The sequence below is a fragment of the Mesorhizobium sp. ArgA1 genome (genome assembly GCF_053714375.1).
In genome coordinates this window covers 1,115,001-1,134,550 of record NZ_JBSKBQ010000001.1, presented here as the reverse complement: position 1 = coordinate 1,134,550, position 19,550 = coordinate 1,115,001, and the positions used below count along the sequence as shown (strand labels likewise).

Sequence of the window (19,550 nt, the reverse complement as noted above, 5' to 3'; positions counted from 1 at the left end):
AAGGGTCAGACCGACCCTTTCTCGGCCAGCACCATATAGTTGACGTCCATGTCCTTGGAACGCTGCCAGCGGTCGGCGAGCGGGTGGTAGATGACGCCAGTGCGGTCGATGACGGTCATGGCGGCGCTGCCGAGCGCCTTTTCCAGCTCTTCCGGCCGCACCAACTTGCCGAACTGGTGGGTGCCGCGCGGCAGCCAGCGCAGCACATATTCGGCGCCGATGATGGCGAGACCCAGTGCTTTCAGCGTGCGGTTGATGGTGGCCACGAACATGATGCCGCCGGGCTTCACCATCTCGGCGCATTTGCCGATGAACAGGTCGATGTCGGCGACATGCTCGACCACTTCCATGTTGAGGATAACGTCGAATTTCTCGCCGGCACCGGCAAGGTCTTCTGCCGTCGTTGCGCGGTAATCCACCGTCACGCCGCCTTCGGCCGCGTGCAGCTTGGCTACCTCGATGTTGGTTGCCGATGCGTCGGCGCCCACCACTTCGGCGCCAAGCCTGGCCATCGGCTCGCACAACAGCCCGCCGCCGCAGCCTATGTCGAGAAAGCGCAGCCCTTCGAACGGCCGAGCCGCCCGCGGGTCACGACCGAAACGCGCCGCCACCTGGTCCCTGATATAGGCCAGCCGGACCGGATTGAACTTGTGCAGCGGACGGAATTTGCCATTCGGATTCCACCATTCGGCAGCAAGGGCTGAGAAGCGTTCGACTTCTCCGGCATCGATCGTCGATCGACGGGGCTCTGGCATGGGCGGGTCTCCTAGAGCTCTTTTATTCGGACGCAATTTCGGACGGAAAACCGGTTCCCCACTTTTCCTGGAATTGCTTGGGAGCGCTAGGAAGTCGGGTGTGAGGCCGCGAATGTCAAGGCAACAATTTTCCGTGCTGACATGGCGGCACACTCTGTCAGGGGCATGTCAGTTGCCGAACGCCGCGATGAAACACGGTTGGCATGCGACGCGAAAAAGGAGCATCGTTTTTTGAATTCGAATTCGACGGAGTGGATCCATGACCTTAACGCAGGCGTCGATTCTCTGGCGTCGGCTGGATGTGGAGGGTCACGATGCCTGCCTCCTTTCGCGGGCCGAAGGTGGGTATGGCCTCAAGGGGCAGGCCATTTTCGTCCAGGAGGGCCAGCCATGCTGCCTTGCCTATCAGGTGACCTGCGATGCCAGCTGGCAGACAAAGTCGGCGCGGGTCGATGGCTTTCTTGGCCAGCGCGCCCTGCGCTATGCGATCGAGCGCGCGGCCGACGGCCGGTGGACTTTGAATGGCGAAATCCAGCTGGACGTCGCAGGCCTTGTCGATGTCGATCTTGGTTTCACGCCGGCCTCGAACCTGCTGGCGATTCGCCGCTTTGATCTCGGCGTCGGGCAGGCGACGCCGGCGCCGGCGGCCTATCTGACTTTTCCTGAGCTACGGCTGACGCGTCTTGAGCAGAGCTATAAGCGTCTTGATAAGGTTCGCTATGCCTATGCGGCCCCCCTTTTCGGCTACGACGATACCCTCAAGGTTTCGCCGACCGGTTTTGTGCTCGACTATCCTGGCCTGTGGACACGCGTCGCGTGAGCTTGGCGCCCGTCGTGCACAGTGAAGGGCGTCAGTTCGAGACCACGACCTCGGCGTGCCCCATCTCGACGCTGGCGGGATCGATGGCTTGCATCGCCTTGCAGTCGCCGATCTCGGCCATGATCCGGCCAGCCGCGGCGAGCGCCTGCTCGCGGCTGCTCCAGCGCACCACGTCGAGCCACCCGCCATCATCTCTCCTGGCCAGGCAGCGGCTTAGGAAGCCGGGTTGCCGCGCCAGCCAGTCGCTGACCAGGTCGTTGCCGGCGGCAAAGCCCGCTTCGGCTTCGGGCTTGAGGCGAAGGTAGACGATTCCAGGGTCTCGGCTATTTCGCGTCCAGCACGTCGCGCAGTTTTGCTGCCAGTTGCTCGATGGTGAAGGGCTTGGCCAGGAAATGCACATCATGGTCGAGCACGCCATTGTGGACCACGGCGTTCTTGGTGAAGCCGGTGGTGAAGATCACCTTCAGCTGCGGCAGGCGCGCAAGCGCTTCCTCGGCGAGCTTGCGGCCGTTCATCACCGGCATGACGATGTCGGTGAACAGAAGTGCGACAGCTGGATTATCCGCCAGTTTCTGCAGCGCTTCCTGGCCGCTGCCGGCATGGATGACGGTGTAGCCGAGTTCGCGTAGCGCATCCGTGGTCGAAGCGCGCACGCGGGCGTCGTCCTCGACGACAAGGATCGTCTCGGTGATGGCGGCGGGATTGTCGCCTCGCCCGGTGGGCAAGACAGCCTCTTCCGTGCCGAAGAAACGCGGCAGATAGATCTTGATCGTCGTGCCTTCGCCGGGTTCGGAATAGATCTTGACGTGGCCGCCCGACTGCTTGACGAAGCCGAACACCTGGCTCAGCCCCAGGCCGGTGCCCTTGTTGACCGGCTTGGTGGTGAAGAACGGCTCGAACGCCTTGGCCATGACGTCAGCCGGCATGCCCTCGCCGGTGTCGCTGACCGCGATCATCACATACTGGCCGGCTTTGACGTCGGCATTGGTGGCGGCGTAGCTGTCGTCGAGATGGCTGTTGGCGGTCTCGATGGTCAGCTTGCCATTGTCGTCCATGGCATCGCGGGCGTTAACCGCCAGGTTGAGGATGGCGTTCTCGATCTGGCTCGGATCGGCATGGGTTCTCCACAGACCACCGGCCAGCACGGTTTCGATGCGGATGGTTTCGCCGAGCGCGCGCCGCAACAGGTCCGACATTCCGGTAACCAGACGATTGGTGTCGACTACTTGCGGCGCCAAAGGCTGCTGGCGCGAGAAGGCTAGCAGCCGTGCCGTCAGATTGGCGGCCCGGGTCGCCGCGTCGGTCGCGGCTTCGATGAATTTCGCGATGTCGTGCTCGCCGCGCGCGAGCTTGCGCTGGGCGAGGTTCATGGCACTGATGATCACCGCCAGCATGTTGTTGAAATCGTGGGCGATACCGCCGGTCAGCTGGCCGACCGCCTCCATCTTCTGCATCTGGCGGATCTGCGCTTCGGCTGTTTCGCGCGTCCTGATCTCGTTGCCGAGTTCGATGTTCTTGCGCATCAGCTCTTCCTGGGCGACGAGGACGTCCCGGAAGCGGCGGCGCGACAGCCGGATCGTGTAGGCGCCAAGCAGGAAGATCGCCAGCAAGGCCGCCAGCGATCCGATACGCAGCCAGCTTTCGACCCGGTCGGTATGTTCGTCGCGGGCAGCGATTGCCGCGCCGCCGATGCGCCGGATCGTGTCCATGCTGGCCCGGATCTGGTCCATCGCGGCCTTTCCCTGGCCGCTGCGCACCAGTTCCAACGCTTTCGCCGCATCGCCGCGATCGTAAAGGGCAATCGTCTGCGCCAGTTCAGCCTGTTGCAGCGAAAGCGCGTCCTTAATACGATTGATCTGCTGGATGAGTTCGTCGTCCGCCGAGGTCCTGCTGTCGATGCGGGCAATCTGGCCCGGAATGGCCTCGACCGCCTGCCGATAGGACTGGAGGTAGGATTTCTCGCCGGTCAGGAGATAGCCGCGCTGGTTGGTCTCGGCGTCCTGCGCCAGCGAAAGCAGGCCCGAAAGCGATTCCTGGTAATCGATTGCCTGGCGCGCCGCTTCGCGGTTGGCCCTCTGGCCCTCGACCAGAACGGCGCGCGTGCCGACGATCATCCCCAGCACCGCGAAGCCGATGAAAAGCGGCAGCGATTGCCATCGCATGGCACGTCGAAGACGAGCAATCATTTGATATGCCGGACCAAAAGGAGTTCCCCGCAGGCAGCATTTGGTAAGCGGCGGCGGGGCGGAACGCAATATGCCGCCGTCCTGAAGCCGGCAATCCGTGGCCAGCCTTGCGAAACCGTGATCATTTGGCTAAGGAGGCCGCGCATTCAGCGGCCGGCTTCTGCCGGACGTTTCTTCCCCTTTCGGCCCCGGGCCGGCTTCAGTCAAAGGCATTTCGCTTCCATGGCGCGCATCGTGATGAAATTCGGCGGAACCTCCGTCGCCGACATCGCCCGCATCCGCAACGTGGCGCGTCACGTCAAACGCGAGGTCGATGCCGGCCATGAGGTGGCTGTCGTGGTTTCCGCCATGGCCGGCAAGACCAATGAACTGGTCGGCTGGACGCGCGATGCGTCGCCGATGCATGACGCGCGCGAATACGACGCCGTCGTCGCCTCGGGCGAACAGGTCACCGCCGGCCTTCTGGCGATCACGCTGCAGAATATGGGCGTGCATGCCCGCTCCTGGCAGGGCTGGCAGATCCCGATCAAGACCGACAACGCGCATGGCGCGGCGCGCATCCTCGACATCGATGGCGCGTTTTTGATCAAGCGCTTCGGGGAGGGCCAGGTGGCAGTCGTCGCCGGCTTCCAGGGCATCGGGCCGGACAACCGCATCGCCACGCTCGGCCGCGGCGGCTCCGATACGAGTGCGGTGGCCATCGCCGCCGCGGTCAAGGCCGACCGCTGCGACATCTACACCGATGTCGACGGGGTCTACACTACCGATCCGCGCATCGAGCCCAAGGCGCGGCGGCTCAACAAGATTTCGTTCGAGGAAATGCTCGAAATGGCCTCGCTCGGCGCCAAGGTGTTGCAGGTGCGGTCGGTCGAGCTTGCCATGGTGCACAGGGTGCGTACTTTCGTGCGGTCGTCCTTCGACGATCCCGATGCGCCCGGAATGGGGGATTTGCTCAATCCTCCGGGAACGCTCATTTGCGACGAGGAAGAGATCGTGGAACAGCAGGTCGTCACCGGAATTGCCTACGCCAAGGACGAAGCGCAGATTTCGCTGCGCCGCGTCGGCGACCGCCCGGGCGTTGCCGCCGGCATTTTCGGCCCGCTGGCCGAGGCCAACATCAATGTCGACATGATCGTCCAGAACATCTCCGAGGACGGCAAGTTCACCGACATGACCTTTACCGTGCCGTCCGGCGACGTCGACAAGGCGCTGGCCGTGCTCGAGCGCCTGAAGGCTTCGATCGGCTACGATGTGGTGCAGTCGGAAGCCGGCATGTCGAAGGTCTCGGTCATCGGCATCGGCATGCGCAGCCATGCCGGCGTGGCCGCCACAGCCTTCAAGGCGCTGGCCGACAAGGCCATCAACATCCGGGCTATCACCACCTCCGAGATCAAGATTTCGATACTGATCGACGGTCCCTACACCGAACTGGCGGTTCGCACTTTGCATTCCGTCTACGGTCTGGATAAGCAGTAGCGAGAACGATTTGAGTTGTTGCGTGTGCGCCGGTCGCAGTGGAAACTGCGGCGGGCAAAATGCCCATTGGAGAAGAAGCCGCGATGCGTGATACGGCCAGTGGCCCGCGCGTTCTGCTGAAACGGCTCCGCGAGCTCATGCAGGAGCCGCTGGAGCCGCAGGAGCGGCTCGACCGGATCGTGCGGGACATCGCCTCCAACATGGTCGCCGAAGTCTGCTCGCTCTATGTGCTGCGCGCCGATTCGGTGCTCGAACTCTACGCCACCGAAGGTCTGAACCCGAACGCCGTCCATTTGTCGCAGCTGCGGCTGGGACAAGGCCTGGTCGGCACCATTGCCGCCAGTGCGCGGCCGCTGAACCTCTCCAACGCGCAGGAACATCCGGCCTTCGCCTACCTGCCGGAGACCGGCGAAGAGATCTACAATTCGTTCCTCGGCGTGCCGGTGCTGAGGGCCGGGCGCACTCTGGGCGTGCTCGTGGTGCAGAACAAGACGATGCGCCACTATCGCGACGACGAGGTCGAGGCGCTTGAAACGACCGCCATGGTGATCGCCGAGATGATCGCCACCGGCGATCTCGCGCGGCTCACCCGGCCCGGCCTCGAACTCGACCTGCGCCGTCCCGTCAGCTTCACCGGCCTGTCCTTCAACGACGGCGTCGGCCTCGGCCATGTGGTGCTGCACGAGCCGCGCATTGTCGTCACCAATCTGTTCAACGAGGACAGCGAGGAGGAGGTGCGCCGGCTGGAGACGTCGCTTGGATCGCTGCGACTTTCCATCGATGACATGCTGGAGCGTCGCGATGTCGCCTTCGAGGGCGAGCATCGCGAGGTGCTCGAAGCTTATCGCATGTTTGCCAACGACCGCGGCTGGGTGCGGCGGCTGGAAGAGGCGATCCGCAACGGCCTGACGGCGGAAGCGGCGGTGGAAAAGGTGCAGAGCGACATGCGCGCCCGCATGCTGCACATGACCGACCCTTATCTGCGCGAGCGGATGAGCGACTTCGACGATCTCGCCAACCGCCTGCTGCGCCAGCTGATGGGCCGCGGGCCGGAGGATGTCGCGGCGTCCTTGCCGAAGGACGCTATCCTGGTCGCCCGTTCGATGGGCGCGGCCGAATTGCTCGATTATCCCCGGGACAAGCTGCGCGGCGTGGTGCTCGAAGACGGCGCCGCCACCAGCCACGTCGTCATCGTCGCCCGCGCCATGGGCATTCCGGTCGCCGGCCAGATGAAGGGCGCCGTTTCCATGGCGGAAAACGGCGATGCCATCATCGTCGACGGCGAGGAAGGCACGATCCATCTGCGGCCGCAGCCGGACCTCGAAGCCGCCTATGCCGAAAAGGTCCGCTTTCGGGCGCGCCGGCAGGAAGTCTACAGGGAACTGCGTAAAAAGCCGTCTGTAACCAAGGACGGCGTCCAGGTCGATCTGTTGATGAATGCGGGCCTCGCCGTCGATCTGCCGCAGCTGGCCGAAGCGGGTGCGGCCGGCATCGGCCTGTTCCGCACTGAACTGCAGTTCATGGTCGCCTCGACCTTCCCGCGCGCCGAAGCGCAGGAGAAACTCTACCGCGACGTGCTCGACGCGGCGCGCGGCAAGCCGGTCACCTTCCGCACCATCGACATTGGGGGCGACAAGGTGCTGCCCTACTTCAAGGGCGCCATCCAGGAAGAAAATCCGGCGCTCGGCTGGCGGGCGATCCGCCTGACGCTCGACCGGCCTGGCCTACTCAGGACGCAGATCCGCGCTCTGCTCAAAGCCTGCGGCGGGCGTGAATTGAAGCTGATGCTGCCGATGGTGACGGAACTCGGCGAAATCGCCCAGGCGCGCGAGATCATCGACCGCGAAGTCAGGCACCTCTCGCGCTTTGCCCATCATCTGCCGACCAGCCTCAAGCTCGGCGCCATGCTGGAAGTGCCGTCGCTGCTGTTTCAGCTCGACGATCTGATGAAGGCGGTCGATTTCGTCTCGGTCGGCTCCAACGATCTGTTCCAGTTCGTCATGGCGGTCGATCGCGGCAACACGCAGCTGTCCAACCGCTTCGACACGCTGTCGGCGCCGTTCCTCAGGGTGCTGAAGCAAATTGCCGACGCCGGCGCGCGCAATCACACGCCGGTGACGCTGTGCGGCGAACTTGCCGGCAAACCCATATCCGCCATGGCGCTGATCGGCCTGGGCTACCGTTCGATCTCGATGTCGCCGGCCTCGATCGGTCCGGTCAAGGCGATGCTGACCGAACTGCCGCTGGAGGAACTGGAGGCCTTCTTCGCCGACAATCTGATGGCGCCGGCGCATGGCCTGCCGATGCGGGCGCTGCTGCAGGCCTTTGCCGACGACCGCTCCATCCCGCTATAGCATCAGCCCATGGTCAACCTTCCCCGCGAGCGTATGGATCAGGTCGTCAAGCGTTTCGAGATGCTCGAAGCGCAGATGTCGGCCGGGCCTGCGGCCGATGCCTATGTGAAGATGGCATCGGAATATGCCGAGCTGCAGGACATGGTGGCCAAGGTCAGGGAATTGCGTTCGGCCGAGCATGAACAGGCCGACCTCGAAGCGATGCTTGCCGATAAAAGCACCGATGCCGAGATGCGGGCGCTGGCCGAAGCCGATCTACCCGGCGTCGAGGAGCGTATTGAGGAACTGCAAAAGGATATCCAGATCCTGCTGCTCCCCAGGGATGCCGCCGACGACAAGAACGCCATCCTCGAAATCCGCGCCGGCACCGGCGGCGATGAGGCAGCGCTTTTCGCCGGCGACCTGTTTCGCATGTATGAGCGCTATGCCGCCGAACGCGGCTGGCGCTTCGAGACGGTGTCGGCGAGCGAGGGCGACGCAGGCGGCTTCAAGGAAATTATCGCCACCATTTCCGGCCGGGGCGTCTTCGCCCATCTGAAATTCGAATCCGGCGTGCATCGCGTGCAACGCGTGCCGGCGACCGAGGCCAGCGGGCGCATCCATACCTCGGCGGCGACGGTTGCCGTGCTGCCGGAAGCCGAAGAGGTCGACATCGACATTCGCGCCGAAGACATCCGTATCGACACGATGCGCGCCTCGGGTTCAGGCGGCCAGCACGTCAACACCACCGATTCAGCGGTGCGCATCACCCATTTGCCGACCGGCATCATGGTGGTGCAGGCGGAGAAATCGCAGCACCAGAATCGAGCCAAGGCCATGCAGATCCTGCGCGCGCGGCTCTATGACATGGAGCGCAGCAAGGCGGACGAGGAGCGCTCCGAGGCGCGCAAATCACAGGTCGGGTCTGGCGACCGTTCGGAGCGCATCCGCACCTACAATTTCCCGCAGGGGCGGCTAACCGACCATCGCATCAACCTGACGCTCTACAAGCTCGACCGGGTGATGATGGGTGAGCTCGACGAGGTCATCAACGCGCTGATCGCCGACCACCAGTCGAAGCTGCTTGCCGATATCGGCCTCGATGGCTGACATCCTACCCGGCACGCTCGGGCTGCTGCTGCGGGCAGCGCGGGAGCGGCTTGCCGCGGCCGGCATTGCTGACCCGACGCTGGATGCCAGGCTGATCGTCGAGCATTTCTCCGGCACCGACCGCACGCAGGCGATAGCCGACCCACTAAGGGCGGTCGACGCCGATGCCGTTGCCGCGACCGACGCCGCCTTGCGGCGCCGCCTGTCCGGCGAACCGGTGCACCGCATCCTCGGCTATCGCGAATTCTATGGGCTGCGGCTCGCGCTGTCGCCGGAAACGCTGGAGCCGCGGCCGGACACCGAAACGCTGGTCGAGGCGGTCCTGCCCTTTGCTAGCGAAATGGCTGAAAGGCTGGGGGAATGCCGCATTCTCGATCTTGGCACCGGCACCGGCGCCATTGCGCTGGCTTTGCTCAGCGCCGTTCCCGCCGCGACCGCCACCGGCGTGGATATTTCACAGGATGCGCTCACGACCGCGACGCGCAATGCCAGGCAAACCGGGCTGGCCGGCCGGTTTGAGGCCCTGCACTCCGACTGGTTCGCAAAAGTTTGCGGCCGGTACCATGTAATTGCCGCAAACCCTCCCTATATACCTACTGAAGACATTGGAAATCTGCAGGACGAGGTCCGCGATTTCGATCCGCACAGAGCCCTCGACGGCGGTGTGGACGGTCTTGGCCCCTACAGGATCATCGCCGCCGAGGCGGCAAGCTTTTTGGAAGCACAAGGCAAGATTGCGGTCGAGATCGGCCACACGCAGCGCAATGAGGTCAAAGACATATTCGCGGCAGCCGGCTACAGGCTGACCGGGGCATTCGTCGATCTTGGCGGAAACGACAGGGTTCTTATGTTTGAACAGGGAAAGCCTTGACGCAGTGCAAAAAAGCGCTTGGCAATGCCGGGGAATGCGGCTAGGGTCCGACTTAACCGGATGAGACGAAGCAGGCAGTGCTCTTAGCGATTCGGTTTTCCTTGGAAATAGCTGCCTTCTTGCGCAAACGACGCCCAAGCTTCGTGCGGGAATCGTCCGGCAAGTGATGTAACCGGAACAGGATGACACGTGGCGCCAACGCAATTGATGCGGGCGAACGCCGGTGAAGAAACGAAACGGCTGGCTGCATGAGCGCCTCCGTTCGTGAAACGTTTTTCGAAAATTTCAAAATGAAGAGAGTCTTATGAGGCCACAACAGCAGAACAGGCGCATGCGCGGTCGCAACAACAATGGCGGCGGCGGTGGCAACAACAATAACAACAACAACCGCAAGGGCCCCAATCCCCTGACGCGCAACTACGAGAGCAACGGCCCGGACGTGAAGATCCGCGGATCGGCTCAACAGATCGCCGAAAAATACGCCACTCTGGCCCGTGACGCGCAAAGCTCCGGCGACCGGGTGATGGCGGAAAACTACCTCCAGCACGCCGAGCACTACAATCGCATCATCGCCGCCGCGCAGGCGCAGATGCCGATCCAGAATGCCCAGCAGAACCGGGACGATTTCGAAGACGATGAAGATCGCGACGATTTCGACAATGCCGGCAACGGCAATGGCGGCGAGACACAGGCTCCGCTCGCCAATCCTGGCAACGGTCCGCAGCCGACGATCGAAGGCACGCCGGCCGAACTGGCATATGGCCAGGAAAACAGCCGCGAGAACAATAATGGCCGCGACAACAATGGCCGCAACAATAACGGGCGCGACAACAATGGCCGCAACCGTGACCGTCGTCCTGGCGGTTATGGCCAGAACGAGCCGCGTGGCGACTTTGCCCAGCGTGGCGAGCAGAACGGCCAGCGCGGCGACCAGCAGCGCTTCAACGAGACGCCGGCACAGGGGGAGACCGTCGCTGCGGCTGAGCCTGCAGCCGAGACCGGTTTCTCCGAGCCGGCACCGCTGTACGAAAACCTGTCGCCGGCGGCTCTTGCTGCCCGAGCCGAGCTCAATGAGGCAGCCGCCGACAGCGGCGCTGCCCGCCGCCCGCGGCGCCCGCGGCGCCCGCGCACCAATGCCGATCACGTCAGTGACAACCAGTCCGGTGGTGAAGCGGATAGCGCCAGCGAAACCGCCGCAGCCACCGAGGTGGTGGATGCGGCACCGGCTGAAAGCCCGGCCGGCGACCCGTTCGTCGTCGACGCCAACAACTGACCGAACAAGACGGTAATGCTTGCAAACGGCGGAGAGAAATCTCCGCCGTTTTTGTTTGCCCGGGCATGCAATATCATCGGCCTGACGTCTTGAGCGGCAATGGTTTGCGCCCCATATCTAGCGGGAACTGGACCCGGCTCCGATGAGCGGGTCCGTCACCGCAATCTGATCCGGTGCCGCAAAGCGGGCCGGTGATGGAAGGAGACAGACATGAACCTCGAGAAATACTCCGAGCGCGTCCGCGGATTCATTCAGTCCGCCCAGACCATGGCGCTCTCGCGCAATCACCAGCAATTCACCCCAGAACATATGCTGAAAGTCCTCGTCGACGACGATGAGGGACTGGCCGCTTCGCTGATTGAGCGCGCCGGCGGCAACGTCCGTGACGTCAAGCTCGGCGTCGAGACCGCACTTGAGGCAATGCCCAAGGTTGAAGGCGGCAACGGCCAGCTTTACCTGGCGCAGCCGCTGGCCAAGGTGTTTTCGACTGCGGAAGAGCTGGCCAAGAAGGCCGGCGATTCCTTTGTCACCGTCGAGCGACTGCTGCAGGCGCTGGCCATGGAAAAATCAGCCAAGACGGCTGACATCCTGGCCAAGGCCGGCGTTACCGCGCAGGCGCTGAACCAGGTCATCAACGATGTCCGCAAGGGTCGCACAGCCGATTCGGCGAGCGCCGAGCAGGGCTATGACGCGCTGAAGAAATACGCGCGCGACCTGACCGCCGACGCCCGCGCCGGCAAGCTGGACCCCGTGATCGGTCGCGACGACGAGATCCGCCGCACCATCCAGGTGCTGTCGCGGCGCACCAAGAACAACCCTGTGCTGATCGGTGAACCCGGTGTCGGCAAGACGGCGATCGCCGAAGGCCTGGCGTTGCGCATCGTCAATGGCGACGTGCCGGAATCGCTGAAGGACAAGCAGTTGATGGCGCTCGACATGGGCGCGCTGATTGCCGGCGCCAAATATCGCGGTGAGTTCGAGGAGCGGCTGAAGGCCGTGCTCAACGAAGTCACTTCTGCGGCCGGCGGCATCATCCTGTTCATCGACGAGATGCACACGCTGGTCGGCGCCGGCAAGGCCGATGGCGCCATGGACGCTTCGAACCTGTTGAAGCCGGCATTGGCGCGCGGCGAGCTGCACTGCGTCGGCGCCACCACGCTCGATGAATACCGCAAGCATGTCGAGAAGGATGCCGCACTTGCCCGTCGTTTCCAGCCAGTGTTCATCGACGAGCCGTCGGTTGAAGACACGGTTTCGATCCTGCGCGGCCTGAAGGAAAAATACGAGCAGCACCACAAGGTGCGCATCTCGGATTCGGCACTGGTGGCGGCGGCAACCTTGTCCAACCGCTACATCGCCGACCGCTTCCTGCCCGACAAGGCGATCGACCTCGTCGACGAAGCCGCCTCGCGGCTGCGGATGCAGGTCGATTCGAAGCCTGAGGCGCTGGACGAGATCGACCGCCGCATCATGCAGCTCAAGATCGAGCGCGAGGCGCTGAAGGTCGAGACCGACGACGCCTCGAAGGACCGGCTCGCCCGCCTGGAAAAGGAACTCGTCGGCCTCGAGGAGGAATCGACCGAGATCACGACCAAATGGCAGGCCGAGAAGCAAAAGCTTGGGCTCGCCGCCGATCTTAAGAAGCAGCTCGACGAGGCACGAAACGAGCTTGCCATTGCCCAGCGCAAGGGTGAGTTCCAGCGCGCCGGCGAGCTTGCCTATGGCAAGATCCCGGAGCTGGAGAAGAAGCTCCTGGAAGCCGAGGCCCAGGATGGCAAGGCCGGCATGGTCGAAGAGGTGGTCACGCCTGACCACGTCGCCCATATCGTGTCGCGCTGGACCGGCATTCCGGTCGACAAGATGCTGCAGGGCGAACGCGACAAGCTGCTGCGCATGGAAGACGAGATCGGCAAGCGTGTCGTCGGCCAGGGCGAGGCAGTGCAGGCGGTGTCCAAGGCTGTGCGTCGCGCTCGTGCCGGCCTGCAGGATCCGAACAGGCCGATCGGCTCGTTCATGTTCCTCGGGCCGACCGGCGTCGGCAAGACGGAGCTGACCAAGGCGCTAGCCAACTTCCTGTTCGACGACGAGAGCGCTTTGGTGCGCATCGACATGTCGGAGTTCATGGAGAAGCACTCGGTCGCCCGCCTGATCGGCGCACCTCCCGGCTATGTCGGCTATGAGGAAGGCGGCGCGCTGACCGAAGCGGTGCGGCGCCGGCCCTATCAGGTCGTGCTGTTTGACGAGATCGAGAAGGCGCATCCGGATGTGTTCAATGTGCTGCTGCAGGTGCTCGACGACGGGCGGCTCACCGACGGGCAGGGCCGCACGGTCGACTTCCGCAACACGCTGATCATCATGACGTCGAACCTCGGCGCCGAATATCTGGTCAATCTCGGCGAAGACCAGGATGTCGACGCCGTCCGCGACGAGGTGATGAGCGTGGTGAGGGCCTCGTTCAGGCCGGAGTTCCTCAACCGCGTCGACGAGGTGATCCTGTTCCATAGGCTGCGCCGGCAGGATATGGGCCGCATCGTCCAGATCCAGCTCAAGCGGCTGGAAAGCCTGCTCGTCGACCGCAAGATCACGCTGTCGCTCGACCAGGAATCGATCGACTGGCTGGCGGCAAAGGGCTACGACCCGGCCTATGGCGCGCGGCCGCTGAAGCGGGTGATGCAGAAGGACCTGCAGGACCCGCTGGCCGAGAAGATCCTGCTCGGCGAGATCCTCGACGGCTCGACCGTCAAGGTCACCGCCGGCTCCGACAGGCTGAATTTCCGGTCGAAGCCCACTGTGGTGGCGACCGAAGCGGCAGCCTGATACCGTGCCGCGTGTCCTATCGGACGCGCGGCATTTTCTTATGAAATAACAATCCTTTGGCGGGGTTCAGATGACGCTGGACGACTACAACAGCTTCTGCGCCTCGCTGCCGCAGACGACTCATGTCGTGCAATGGGGCGGCGCCCATGTCTGGAAAGTCGGTGGCAAGGTCTTTGCCATCGGCGGCTGGAATGATGGCGGCCAGCTTTTCGTCACCTTCAAATGTTCTGAAATGGCCTATGACATTCTGAAGGACCAGCCCGGCTGCAGGCCGGCGCCCTATCTTGCCTCGCGCGGTATGAAATGGATCCAGCGTCAGACAAGCCAAAGCATGGATGATGATGCGCTGAAGGACTATCTCGGCGAAAGCCATCGCCTCGTCGTCCTCAAGCTGACGAAGCAGACGCGCAAGGAATTGGGCCTGTAGGCGACCTGAAATCCGCCATCTTCATGCCCGGTTCATGTTGGAAAGCTTATGTTCTGGTTTGCTGGCGAAGGGGTTTGCCTGCAAGGTTTTGACGGTCAGGGCGTTCCTTGCGCATCCAAACGGACGCGAGTGCGTTCTGAAGGGAACACTGCCGGAGCGGCGGCAATTAGGGACCGGAGAGTTTGACCACCATGTTCCGCACGATCTTTGTCTTTTCGGTGCTCGCCGCCGGGCTGCTTGCATCCAGCGCCATGGCATCGCCGACGGTGGATGACGCATTGCCGGTTGTTCGCGCTGCCGATAGCGGCGGCATTGTGCTTGCCCAGGACGGCAATCTCGACATCTATTACGACGCCAGGGGCAACCGTGTCATCGTCGATGCCGACACCGGCAAGGTCATCGCCATCCAGCCGCCGCAGACCAGGCTCGACCGGCGCGCGCTGCGCCGTCAGATGCGAACGCGCGAACTCGGACGCGCACCGGTCGAGGATGATGACCGCTACTATCTCGATGATCCTCAGGACATGGCGCGTTTCCGCCGCAAGCAGTTGGAAGAGGAAGGCACCGTCATTCCGCCGTCGGTCGACGAAAACGATCCCTATGGCGACAATTCGGACCAGGTCTTTCCGGATGCGCCACGGGACGAGGGGACCTATGGCAACACGTATCCGGACGCGTCCCAGCCTGAGCAGGACGGCATCAAGCGCCAGCCGCTCGACGAGGCTTCGATAGATCCGGTTCAACCGGCGACACCGGGTGACGAGGCAGCCCAGCCGCCGAAGGTAGACGGCAAGGCGGTCGTCGACCCCTCGCTTTCACTCGGCGCGCGCCAGGATGTGGCTGCCTTGCAGGTGCTGCTCGACCGCGCCGGCGCCTCGCCCGGCGTCATCGACGGGCGGTTCGGCTCCAATGTCGACAAGGCGCTGGCCGCCTACAACCAGATCACCGGCAGCAATCTGCGCTCGACCGACGCGGTCGGCATCCAGGCAGCCCTTGCGCAATCCGGCGGCGATGCTTTCGCCAATTACACGATCACGCCCGAGGACGCAGCCGGTCCCTATGTCGCCTCGATACCGGAAGACTACAGCCAGAAGGCGCAGCTCGACCGCATGGCCTACACCTCCGTCACGGAAGCCCTGGCCGAGCGCTTCCACATGGACGAGAATTATCTGAAGTCGCTCAACCCCGACGGCGGCTTCAACCGCCCGGGCACGATCATCAAGGTCGCCAACTTCGGCCGGCTGGTGTCGACCCCGGTTGCCCGCATCGTCGCCGACAAGGACAAGAAGCAGGTCTTCGCCTATGATGCCGCCGGCAAGCTGGTCGCGGCCTATCCGGCTACCATCGGCTCCGCCGACACGCCGTCGCCAACCGGCACCCATACCGTGTCGCGGGTCGCGCTCGACCCGAACTACACCTACAACCCCAACATCAATTTCAAGCAGGGCGAGAACACCAAGATCCTGACCATCCCGCCGGGGCCGAACGGCCCGGTCGGCTCGGTGTGGATTGCGCTGGACAAGCCGACCTACGGCATTCACGGCACGCCAGACCCCTCCAAGATCGGCAAGACCGAAAGCCATGGCTGCGTGCGCCTGACCAACTGGGACGCGCGTGAACTGGCCAAACTCGTCTCGCCGGGCGTCACGGTGGAATTCGTCGGCGGACCAACAATCGCGGATGTCGGCGGGACCTCAACCGATGAGTTTACGCAGCAATGAGGCGCGCGGCGCGGCGGCATAGATGAGCTGCACCAGCAGGATGAAACCGATGCTGAGCAGCGGCGTGATCAGGCACAGCGCTGCGCCGATCGCCCACAGGATCTGCGCCTTGACGATGCGCATATAGACGGTGCGCCTGGTCTCGGCGTCGGCATCTTCCGCGAGAAAGCCGTTCTTGTCCGCATACCACCAGCTGGCAAATAGGGTGATGCCCAGCATCAGCAAATTGAGCCAGTAGACCAGCACCGCGGTCCTGAATTCGAGGAAGTCGGCCAGAAGGTCGGTTGAGAACGGCAGCAGGGCTATGAAGGCCAGAAAACACAGGTTCAGCGTCGCAAGCCGCCGGTCGGATCTGGCGATCAGCCCGTGCTGCGCCTGCTGGCCGAACCAGAAGATGGTTAGCGTCAGGAAGCTCAGCGCATAGGTCAGGAAGCGCGGCGCCAATGCTGCGATCGCCGAAAGCAGTTCGCCTTCGGAGTGGACCATTTGGTGCGCCGGGACCCGGATCTCGAGCACGATCAGGGTCAGCGCGATGGCAAAGACGCCATCGGTGATGCCGACGACGCGTCCGCGCGCCTCCGCCGATGCTTCGAGTGGTCGTTTCATACGGCTTCCCCTTTGCTTGCATCCCTGAAACCTAACACGGCCTCGGCGCTTTACATCCGGATTGATGTGACCCTGCCCATGCGGGCAGGGTTTTGCCGAACTGGAGTCATGACAGTGGGGTGCTGGCCGGTTGTTGCTGGCCGGGAAGGCGTCTAAGCAGACGCTCATGAAGTCTCCGAGCGATGCGGCAGTTTCCCCGAGCAGTTCTGTTTCCAACGGCACGTTCTGTCCGCCGTCGCAACGCAAGTTCGTGCTGGTCGCGGCGATCCTGGCATCCGCGCTCGGCTTTATCGACGGCTCTATCCTGGCCATCGCCATGCCGGCAATGCGCGTCGATCTCGGCGCCAGCCTCGCCGAAGCGCAATGGATTTCCAACGCCTATGCGCTGACGCTGTCAGCGCTGATTCTGGCGGGGGGTGCTGCCGGCGACCGGTTCGGCCTGCGACGCGCTTTCGTTGCCGGCATTGCGCTGTTCATTGTCACTTCGCTTGCCTGCGCGATGGCGCCGAATGCGCTGGTGCTCATCGCCTTTCGCGCCATTCAGGGCATCGGTGCGGCTATCATGGTGCCGGGCAGCCTTGCCATCATCGCCAAGGCCTATCCGAAGAAGGAGCGCGGCCGGGCGATCGGCATCTGGGCCGCCGCTTCGGCGCTGACGACGGCGCTCGGTCCGGTGCTGGGAGGCTTTGTCCTGTCGGCCTTTGGCGGCGGCATCTGGCGGGCGATATTCGCCGTCAATTTGCCGCTCGGGCTGATCTCGATCTATCTCCTGCTGGCCAAGATTCCCGCCGACGCGCCGACAGAGAAGCGGAGCCTCGATCTCGGCGGCGCCGCTCTCGCCACGCTTGCCTTCGGGGCGCTTGCCTATGGGCTGACCGCGATGAGCGCCGAAGGCGGTGGACTGATGTCAGGACCGAGCATCGCCGCGGGAGCGGTGCTGCTCGTCGTCTTCATCGTCTTCGAGCTTCGGCAGAGCGAGCCGATGATCGATCTCAAGCTGTTTCGGATCGGCGCCTTCGCCGGCGCCAACGTCGCCACCTTCTTCCTCTATTTCGCGCTGTCGGCCAATCTGTTCTACCTGCCGATGCTGTTGATCGCCGGATGGGGACTGAGCACCAAGGAAGTCGGCTTCATCTTCCTGCCGCTGTCGGCGTCGATCGCGCTGCTGTCGGGTCCCGTCGGCCAGTGGTCGGATCGGATCGGTCCGCGGTTTCCGATTGCCAGCGGTTGCCTGGTCGTCGCCATCGCCTTTGCCGGGCTTGCGTTGCTTACCCATGGCGGCATGCACAATTTCTGGACCGGCACGTTTCCGTTGATGGCGGTGATGGGGCTCGGCATGGCGCTGGTCGTGTCGCCGCTGTCGACGGCGATCATGACGGCGGTCGAGGACAAGGATACCGGTGCCGCCTCGGGCATCAACAATGCGGTTTCGCGCATTGGCGGATTGATCGCGGTAGCGGCGATGGGGTCGCTGGCGGCCTGGGTCTATTCGACGATGCTCGATACCCGCGTCAGGCCCGGCATTCCGGGGTTCGGCGAACCAGTCTCGGCGGCGCTCGCGCCGGAACTCGAAGCGACGCGGCTCGCCGCCAGCGATGCTGCGTTCTCTGCCGTGTCGACGGTGACGGCCGTGCTTTGCCTGCTTGCTGCTGTCATCGCCTGGGCAACCGTTTCGGGGCAAAAGCTGCCTTGGTCACGCGCCGAAGAGAATCAGCCGACCTGATTCAGAGCCGGTCCGATTCGAAATGCTCTGATTTGGGCCAAATATGATTTCGACGGTGTCGAGTGTGAGGGCTCAGCCTTCGATCTTGGCGCTCGCGACCTTCAGCGAATTGCCGTCTTCCTGCTTGAGCAGATCGTCGATGCGCTCGCGTTCGCGCTTGAAGGCGACCAGGTCGTCGCCCTTCAGTACCTTGCCGACCGGCAGGCGCACCCGCATCGGGTCGACCTTGGTACCGTTGACGATCAGCTCGTAGTGAAGATGTGGCCCGGTGGAGAGGCCGGTCTGGCCGAGATAGCCTATGACCTGACCCTGCCGGACGTGGACGCCAGGTTCGATGCCTTTGGCGAAGGCGCTCTGGTGGTTATAGGAGGTCTCGTAGCCATTGGCATGGCGAAGGATGATCTGCTTGCCATAGCCGCCGGCCCAGCCGGCCTTTTCGACGGTGCCGTTGCCGGCGGCAATGATCGGCGTTCCGATGGGGGCTGCCCAGTCGACGCCGGTATGCATGCGGACATAGCCGAGGATCGGATGCCGGCGAGCGCCGAAGCCGGAGCGGAATTTTCCGGCGGGCAGGGGATTGCGCAGCAGGAACTGCTCGGCGCTCGATCCGTCCTCGTCGAAATAGTCGGTCGATCCGTCCTGCATCTGAAAGCGGTAGAAGTTGCGCGTCTGGCCGCCGAAGGTCGACGAGACATAGAGCAGTTCCGATTCGTCGGAGGCCTGGTCGTCGCCGTCCGGCTGCGAGAACAGCACGTCGATGCGGTCCGACGGATTGAGCCTCGACTGGAAGTCGACGCCGGAGGCCAGGAGCTTGACCAGTTGCTGGGTCAGCTTCTTCGACATGCCATAGGAATAGGCGGCGCGGTAAATGCCGTCATAGACGTTCGGCAGGTTGCCGCGCACCACCACCGGCGCCGACGAATCATCGAACGCCGTCAGCAATTCCGGATTCGGCTCCGGTTCCTGCGCCGGCACGTACTGGCCGCGATCGTCGAGCGCTAAGGTGACGATGTGCGTTGTCTTGTCATAGACGCTGGTGCGGACCACCTTGGCGGCGTCGCCATGCACTTCGAGCCCGACGCGGAGCACGGTCCCGGCCTTGAGAGCCGGTGCGTTTAGCAGCTTGCCGATCGCCTCGGCCATGCCGGTGGCGTCATCGCCCGTATAGCCCGAATCGGCAAAGGCCTCGACAATGTCGCGGTCTCTGGTGAAGGGAATGATTTCCTCTGCGAAGGCCGGGGTCTGGTCGTCGGAAGCGACACGCGGTGCCACCGAGACGTTTTCCGGCACGATCTTGACGTCGTAGGAGCCGGCCATCGATTCGGCGAAGGCGTCACCGAATCGCTGCGGATCGACATAATGCAGCGAGGCAACCTGGATGGCGCCGTCGCTGAGATCGGTGCCGGCCTCGCGCACCACCTTTTCCACCTCA

At 63.6% G+C, this 19,550-nt stretch carries 15 protein-coding genes (1 of these 15 only partly in view); 10 read left to right on the top strand and 5 right to left on the bottom strand.

The genetic code is table 11. The features are described from left to right. Nucleotides 1-5 precede the first annotated feature (5 nt). Nucleotides 6-755 (bottom strand): bifunctional 2-polyprenyl-6-hydroxyphenol methylase/3-demethylubiquinol 3-O-methyltransferase UbiG, encoded by a 750-nt coding sequence (ubiG, locus tag ACWGTI_RS05495; RefSeq protein WP_454573288.1) that lies wholly within the window; start codon nt 753-755, stop codon nt 6-8. Between the two features lie 259 nt (nt 756-1,014). Between ubiG and ACWGTI_RS05490 the strand changes: the two genes are divergently transcribed. Then, a complete protein-coding gene (locus ACWGTI_RS05490) occupies nt 1,015-1,575 on the top strand; it encodes a putative glycolipid-binding domain-containing protein (protein WP_454586151.1) in 561 nt (186 codons plus the stop codon). A gap of 31 nt (nt 1,576-1,606) precedes the next feature. Here ACWGTI_RS05490 and ACWGTI_RS05485 read toward each other — a convergent pair whose 3' ends face one another. Together ACWGTI_RS05485 and ACWGTI_RS05480 are read right to left on the bottom strand one after the other, a co-directional pair. After that, a complete protein-coding gene (locus ACWGTI_RS05485; protein ID WP_454586150.1) occupies nt 1,607-1,747 on the bottom strand; it encodes a hypothetical protein in 141 nt (46 codons plus the stop codon). 151 nt (nt 1,748-1,898) lie between these two features. After that, a complete protein-coding gene (locus tag ACWGTI_RS05480; RefSeq protein WP_454586482.1) occupies nt 1,899-3,737 on the bottom strand; it encodes a CHASE3 domain-containing protein in 1,839 nt (612 codons plus the stop codon). Nucleotides 3,738-3,983: 246 nt separating this feature from the next. Here ACWGTI_RS05480 and ACWGTI_RS05475 point away from each other — a divergent pair, with 246 nt between their 5' ends. From ACWGTI_RS05475 to ACWGTI_RS05440, 8 genes are all read left to right on the top strand, one after another. Further along, entirely contained in the window at nt 3,984-5,237 is a 1,254-nt protein-coding gene (locus tag ACWGTI_RS05475; protein WP_454586149.1) for an aspartate kinase, read from the top strand. 83 nt (nt 5,238-5,320) lie between these two features. Then, nucleotides 5,321-7,591: a phosphoenolpyruvate--protein phosphotransferase gene (ptsP, locus tag ACWGTI_RS05470; RefSeq protein ID WP_454573292.1), complete on the top strand. Its 2,271-nt coding sequence runs from the start codon at nt 5,321-5,323 to the stop codon at nt 7,589-7,591. Between the two features lie 9 nt (nt 7,592-7,600). Beyond that, nucleotides 7,601-8,680 (top strand): peptide chain release factor 1, encoded by a 1,080-nt coding sequence (gene prfA, locus ACWGTI_RS05465; protein WP_454586148.1) that lies wholly within the window; start codon nt 7,601-7,603, stop codon nt 8,678-8,680. Beyond that, nucleotides 8,673-9,551: a peptide chain release factor N(5)-glutamine methyltransferase gene (prmC, locus tag ACWGTI_RS05460; RefSeq protein ID WP_454586147.1), complete on the top strand. Its 879-nt coding sequence runs from the start codon at nt 8,673-8,675 to the stop codon at nt 9,549-9,551. Before prfA ends, prmC begins: the two co-directional genes overlap by 8 nt. 304 nt (nt 9,552-9,855) lie before the next feature. After that, nucleotides 9,856-10,824: a DUF4167 domain-containing protein gene (locus ACWGTI_RS05455; RefSeq protein ID WP_454586146.1), complete on the top strand. Its 969-nt coding sequence runs from the start codon at nt 9,856-9,858 to the stop codon at nt 10,822-10,824. A gap of 210 nt (nt 10,825-11,034) precedes the next feature. Further along, on the top strand, nt 11,035-13,641 hold the full coding sequence (gene clpB / locus ACWGTI_RS05450) for an ATP-dependent chaperone ClpB (protein WP_454586145.1): 2,607 nt from the start codon (nt 11,035-11,037) through the stop codon (nt 13,639-13,641). Nucleotides 13,642-13,711: 70 nt separating this feature from the next. Next, nucleotides 13,712-14,068: an MmcQ/YjbR family DNA-binding protein gene (locus tag ACWGTI_RS05445; protein WP_454586144.1), complete on the top strand. Its 357-nt coding sequence runs from the start codon at nt 13,712-13,714 to the stop codon at nt 14,066-14,068. Nucleotides 14,069-14,259: 191 nt separating this feature from the next. Then, entirely contained in the window at nt 14,260-15,789 is a 1,530-nt protein-coding gene (locus tag ACWGTI_RS05440) for a L,D-transpeptidase family protein (protein ID WP_454586143.1), read from the top strand. Here ACWGTI_RS05440 and ACWGTI_RS05435 read toward each other — a convergent pair. Continuing rightward, nucleotides 15,763-16,395, bottom strand: a complete 633-nt coding sequence (locus tag ACWGTI_RS05435; protein ID WP_454586142.1) for a TMEM175 family protein — start codon at nt 16,393-16,395, stop codon at nt 15,763-15,765. The genes ACWGTI_RS05440 and ACWGTI_RS05435 overlap by 27 nt on opposite strands. 166 nt (nt 16,396-16,561) lie before the next feature. On the opposite strand from ACWGTI_RS05435, the gene ACWGTI_RS05430 reads away from it, so the two are divergent. Next, nucleotides 16,562-18,118: an MFS transporter gene (locus ACWGTI_RS05430; RefSeq protein WP_454586141.1), complete on the top strand. Its 1,557-nt coding sequence runs from the start codon at nt 16,562-16,564 to the stop codon at nt 18,116-18,118. 72 nt (nt 18,119-18,190) lie between these two features. On the opposite strand, the gene ACWGTI_RS05425 is transcribed toward ACWGTI_RS05430, so the two are convergent. Further along, on the bottom strand, nt 18,191-19,550 hold the 3' portion of the coding sequence (locus ACWGTI_RS05425) for a M23 family metallopeptidase (RefSeq protein WP_454586140.1). The gene runs 611 nt beyond the window's last position; only the last 1,360 of its 1,971 coding nucleotides appear in the window; its start codon lies beyond the right edge, outside the window; its stop codon occupies nt 18,191-18,193.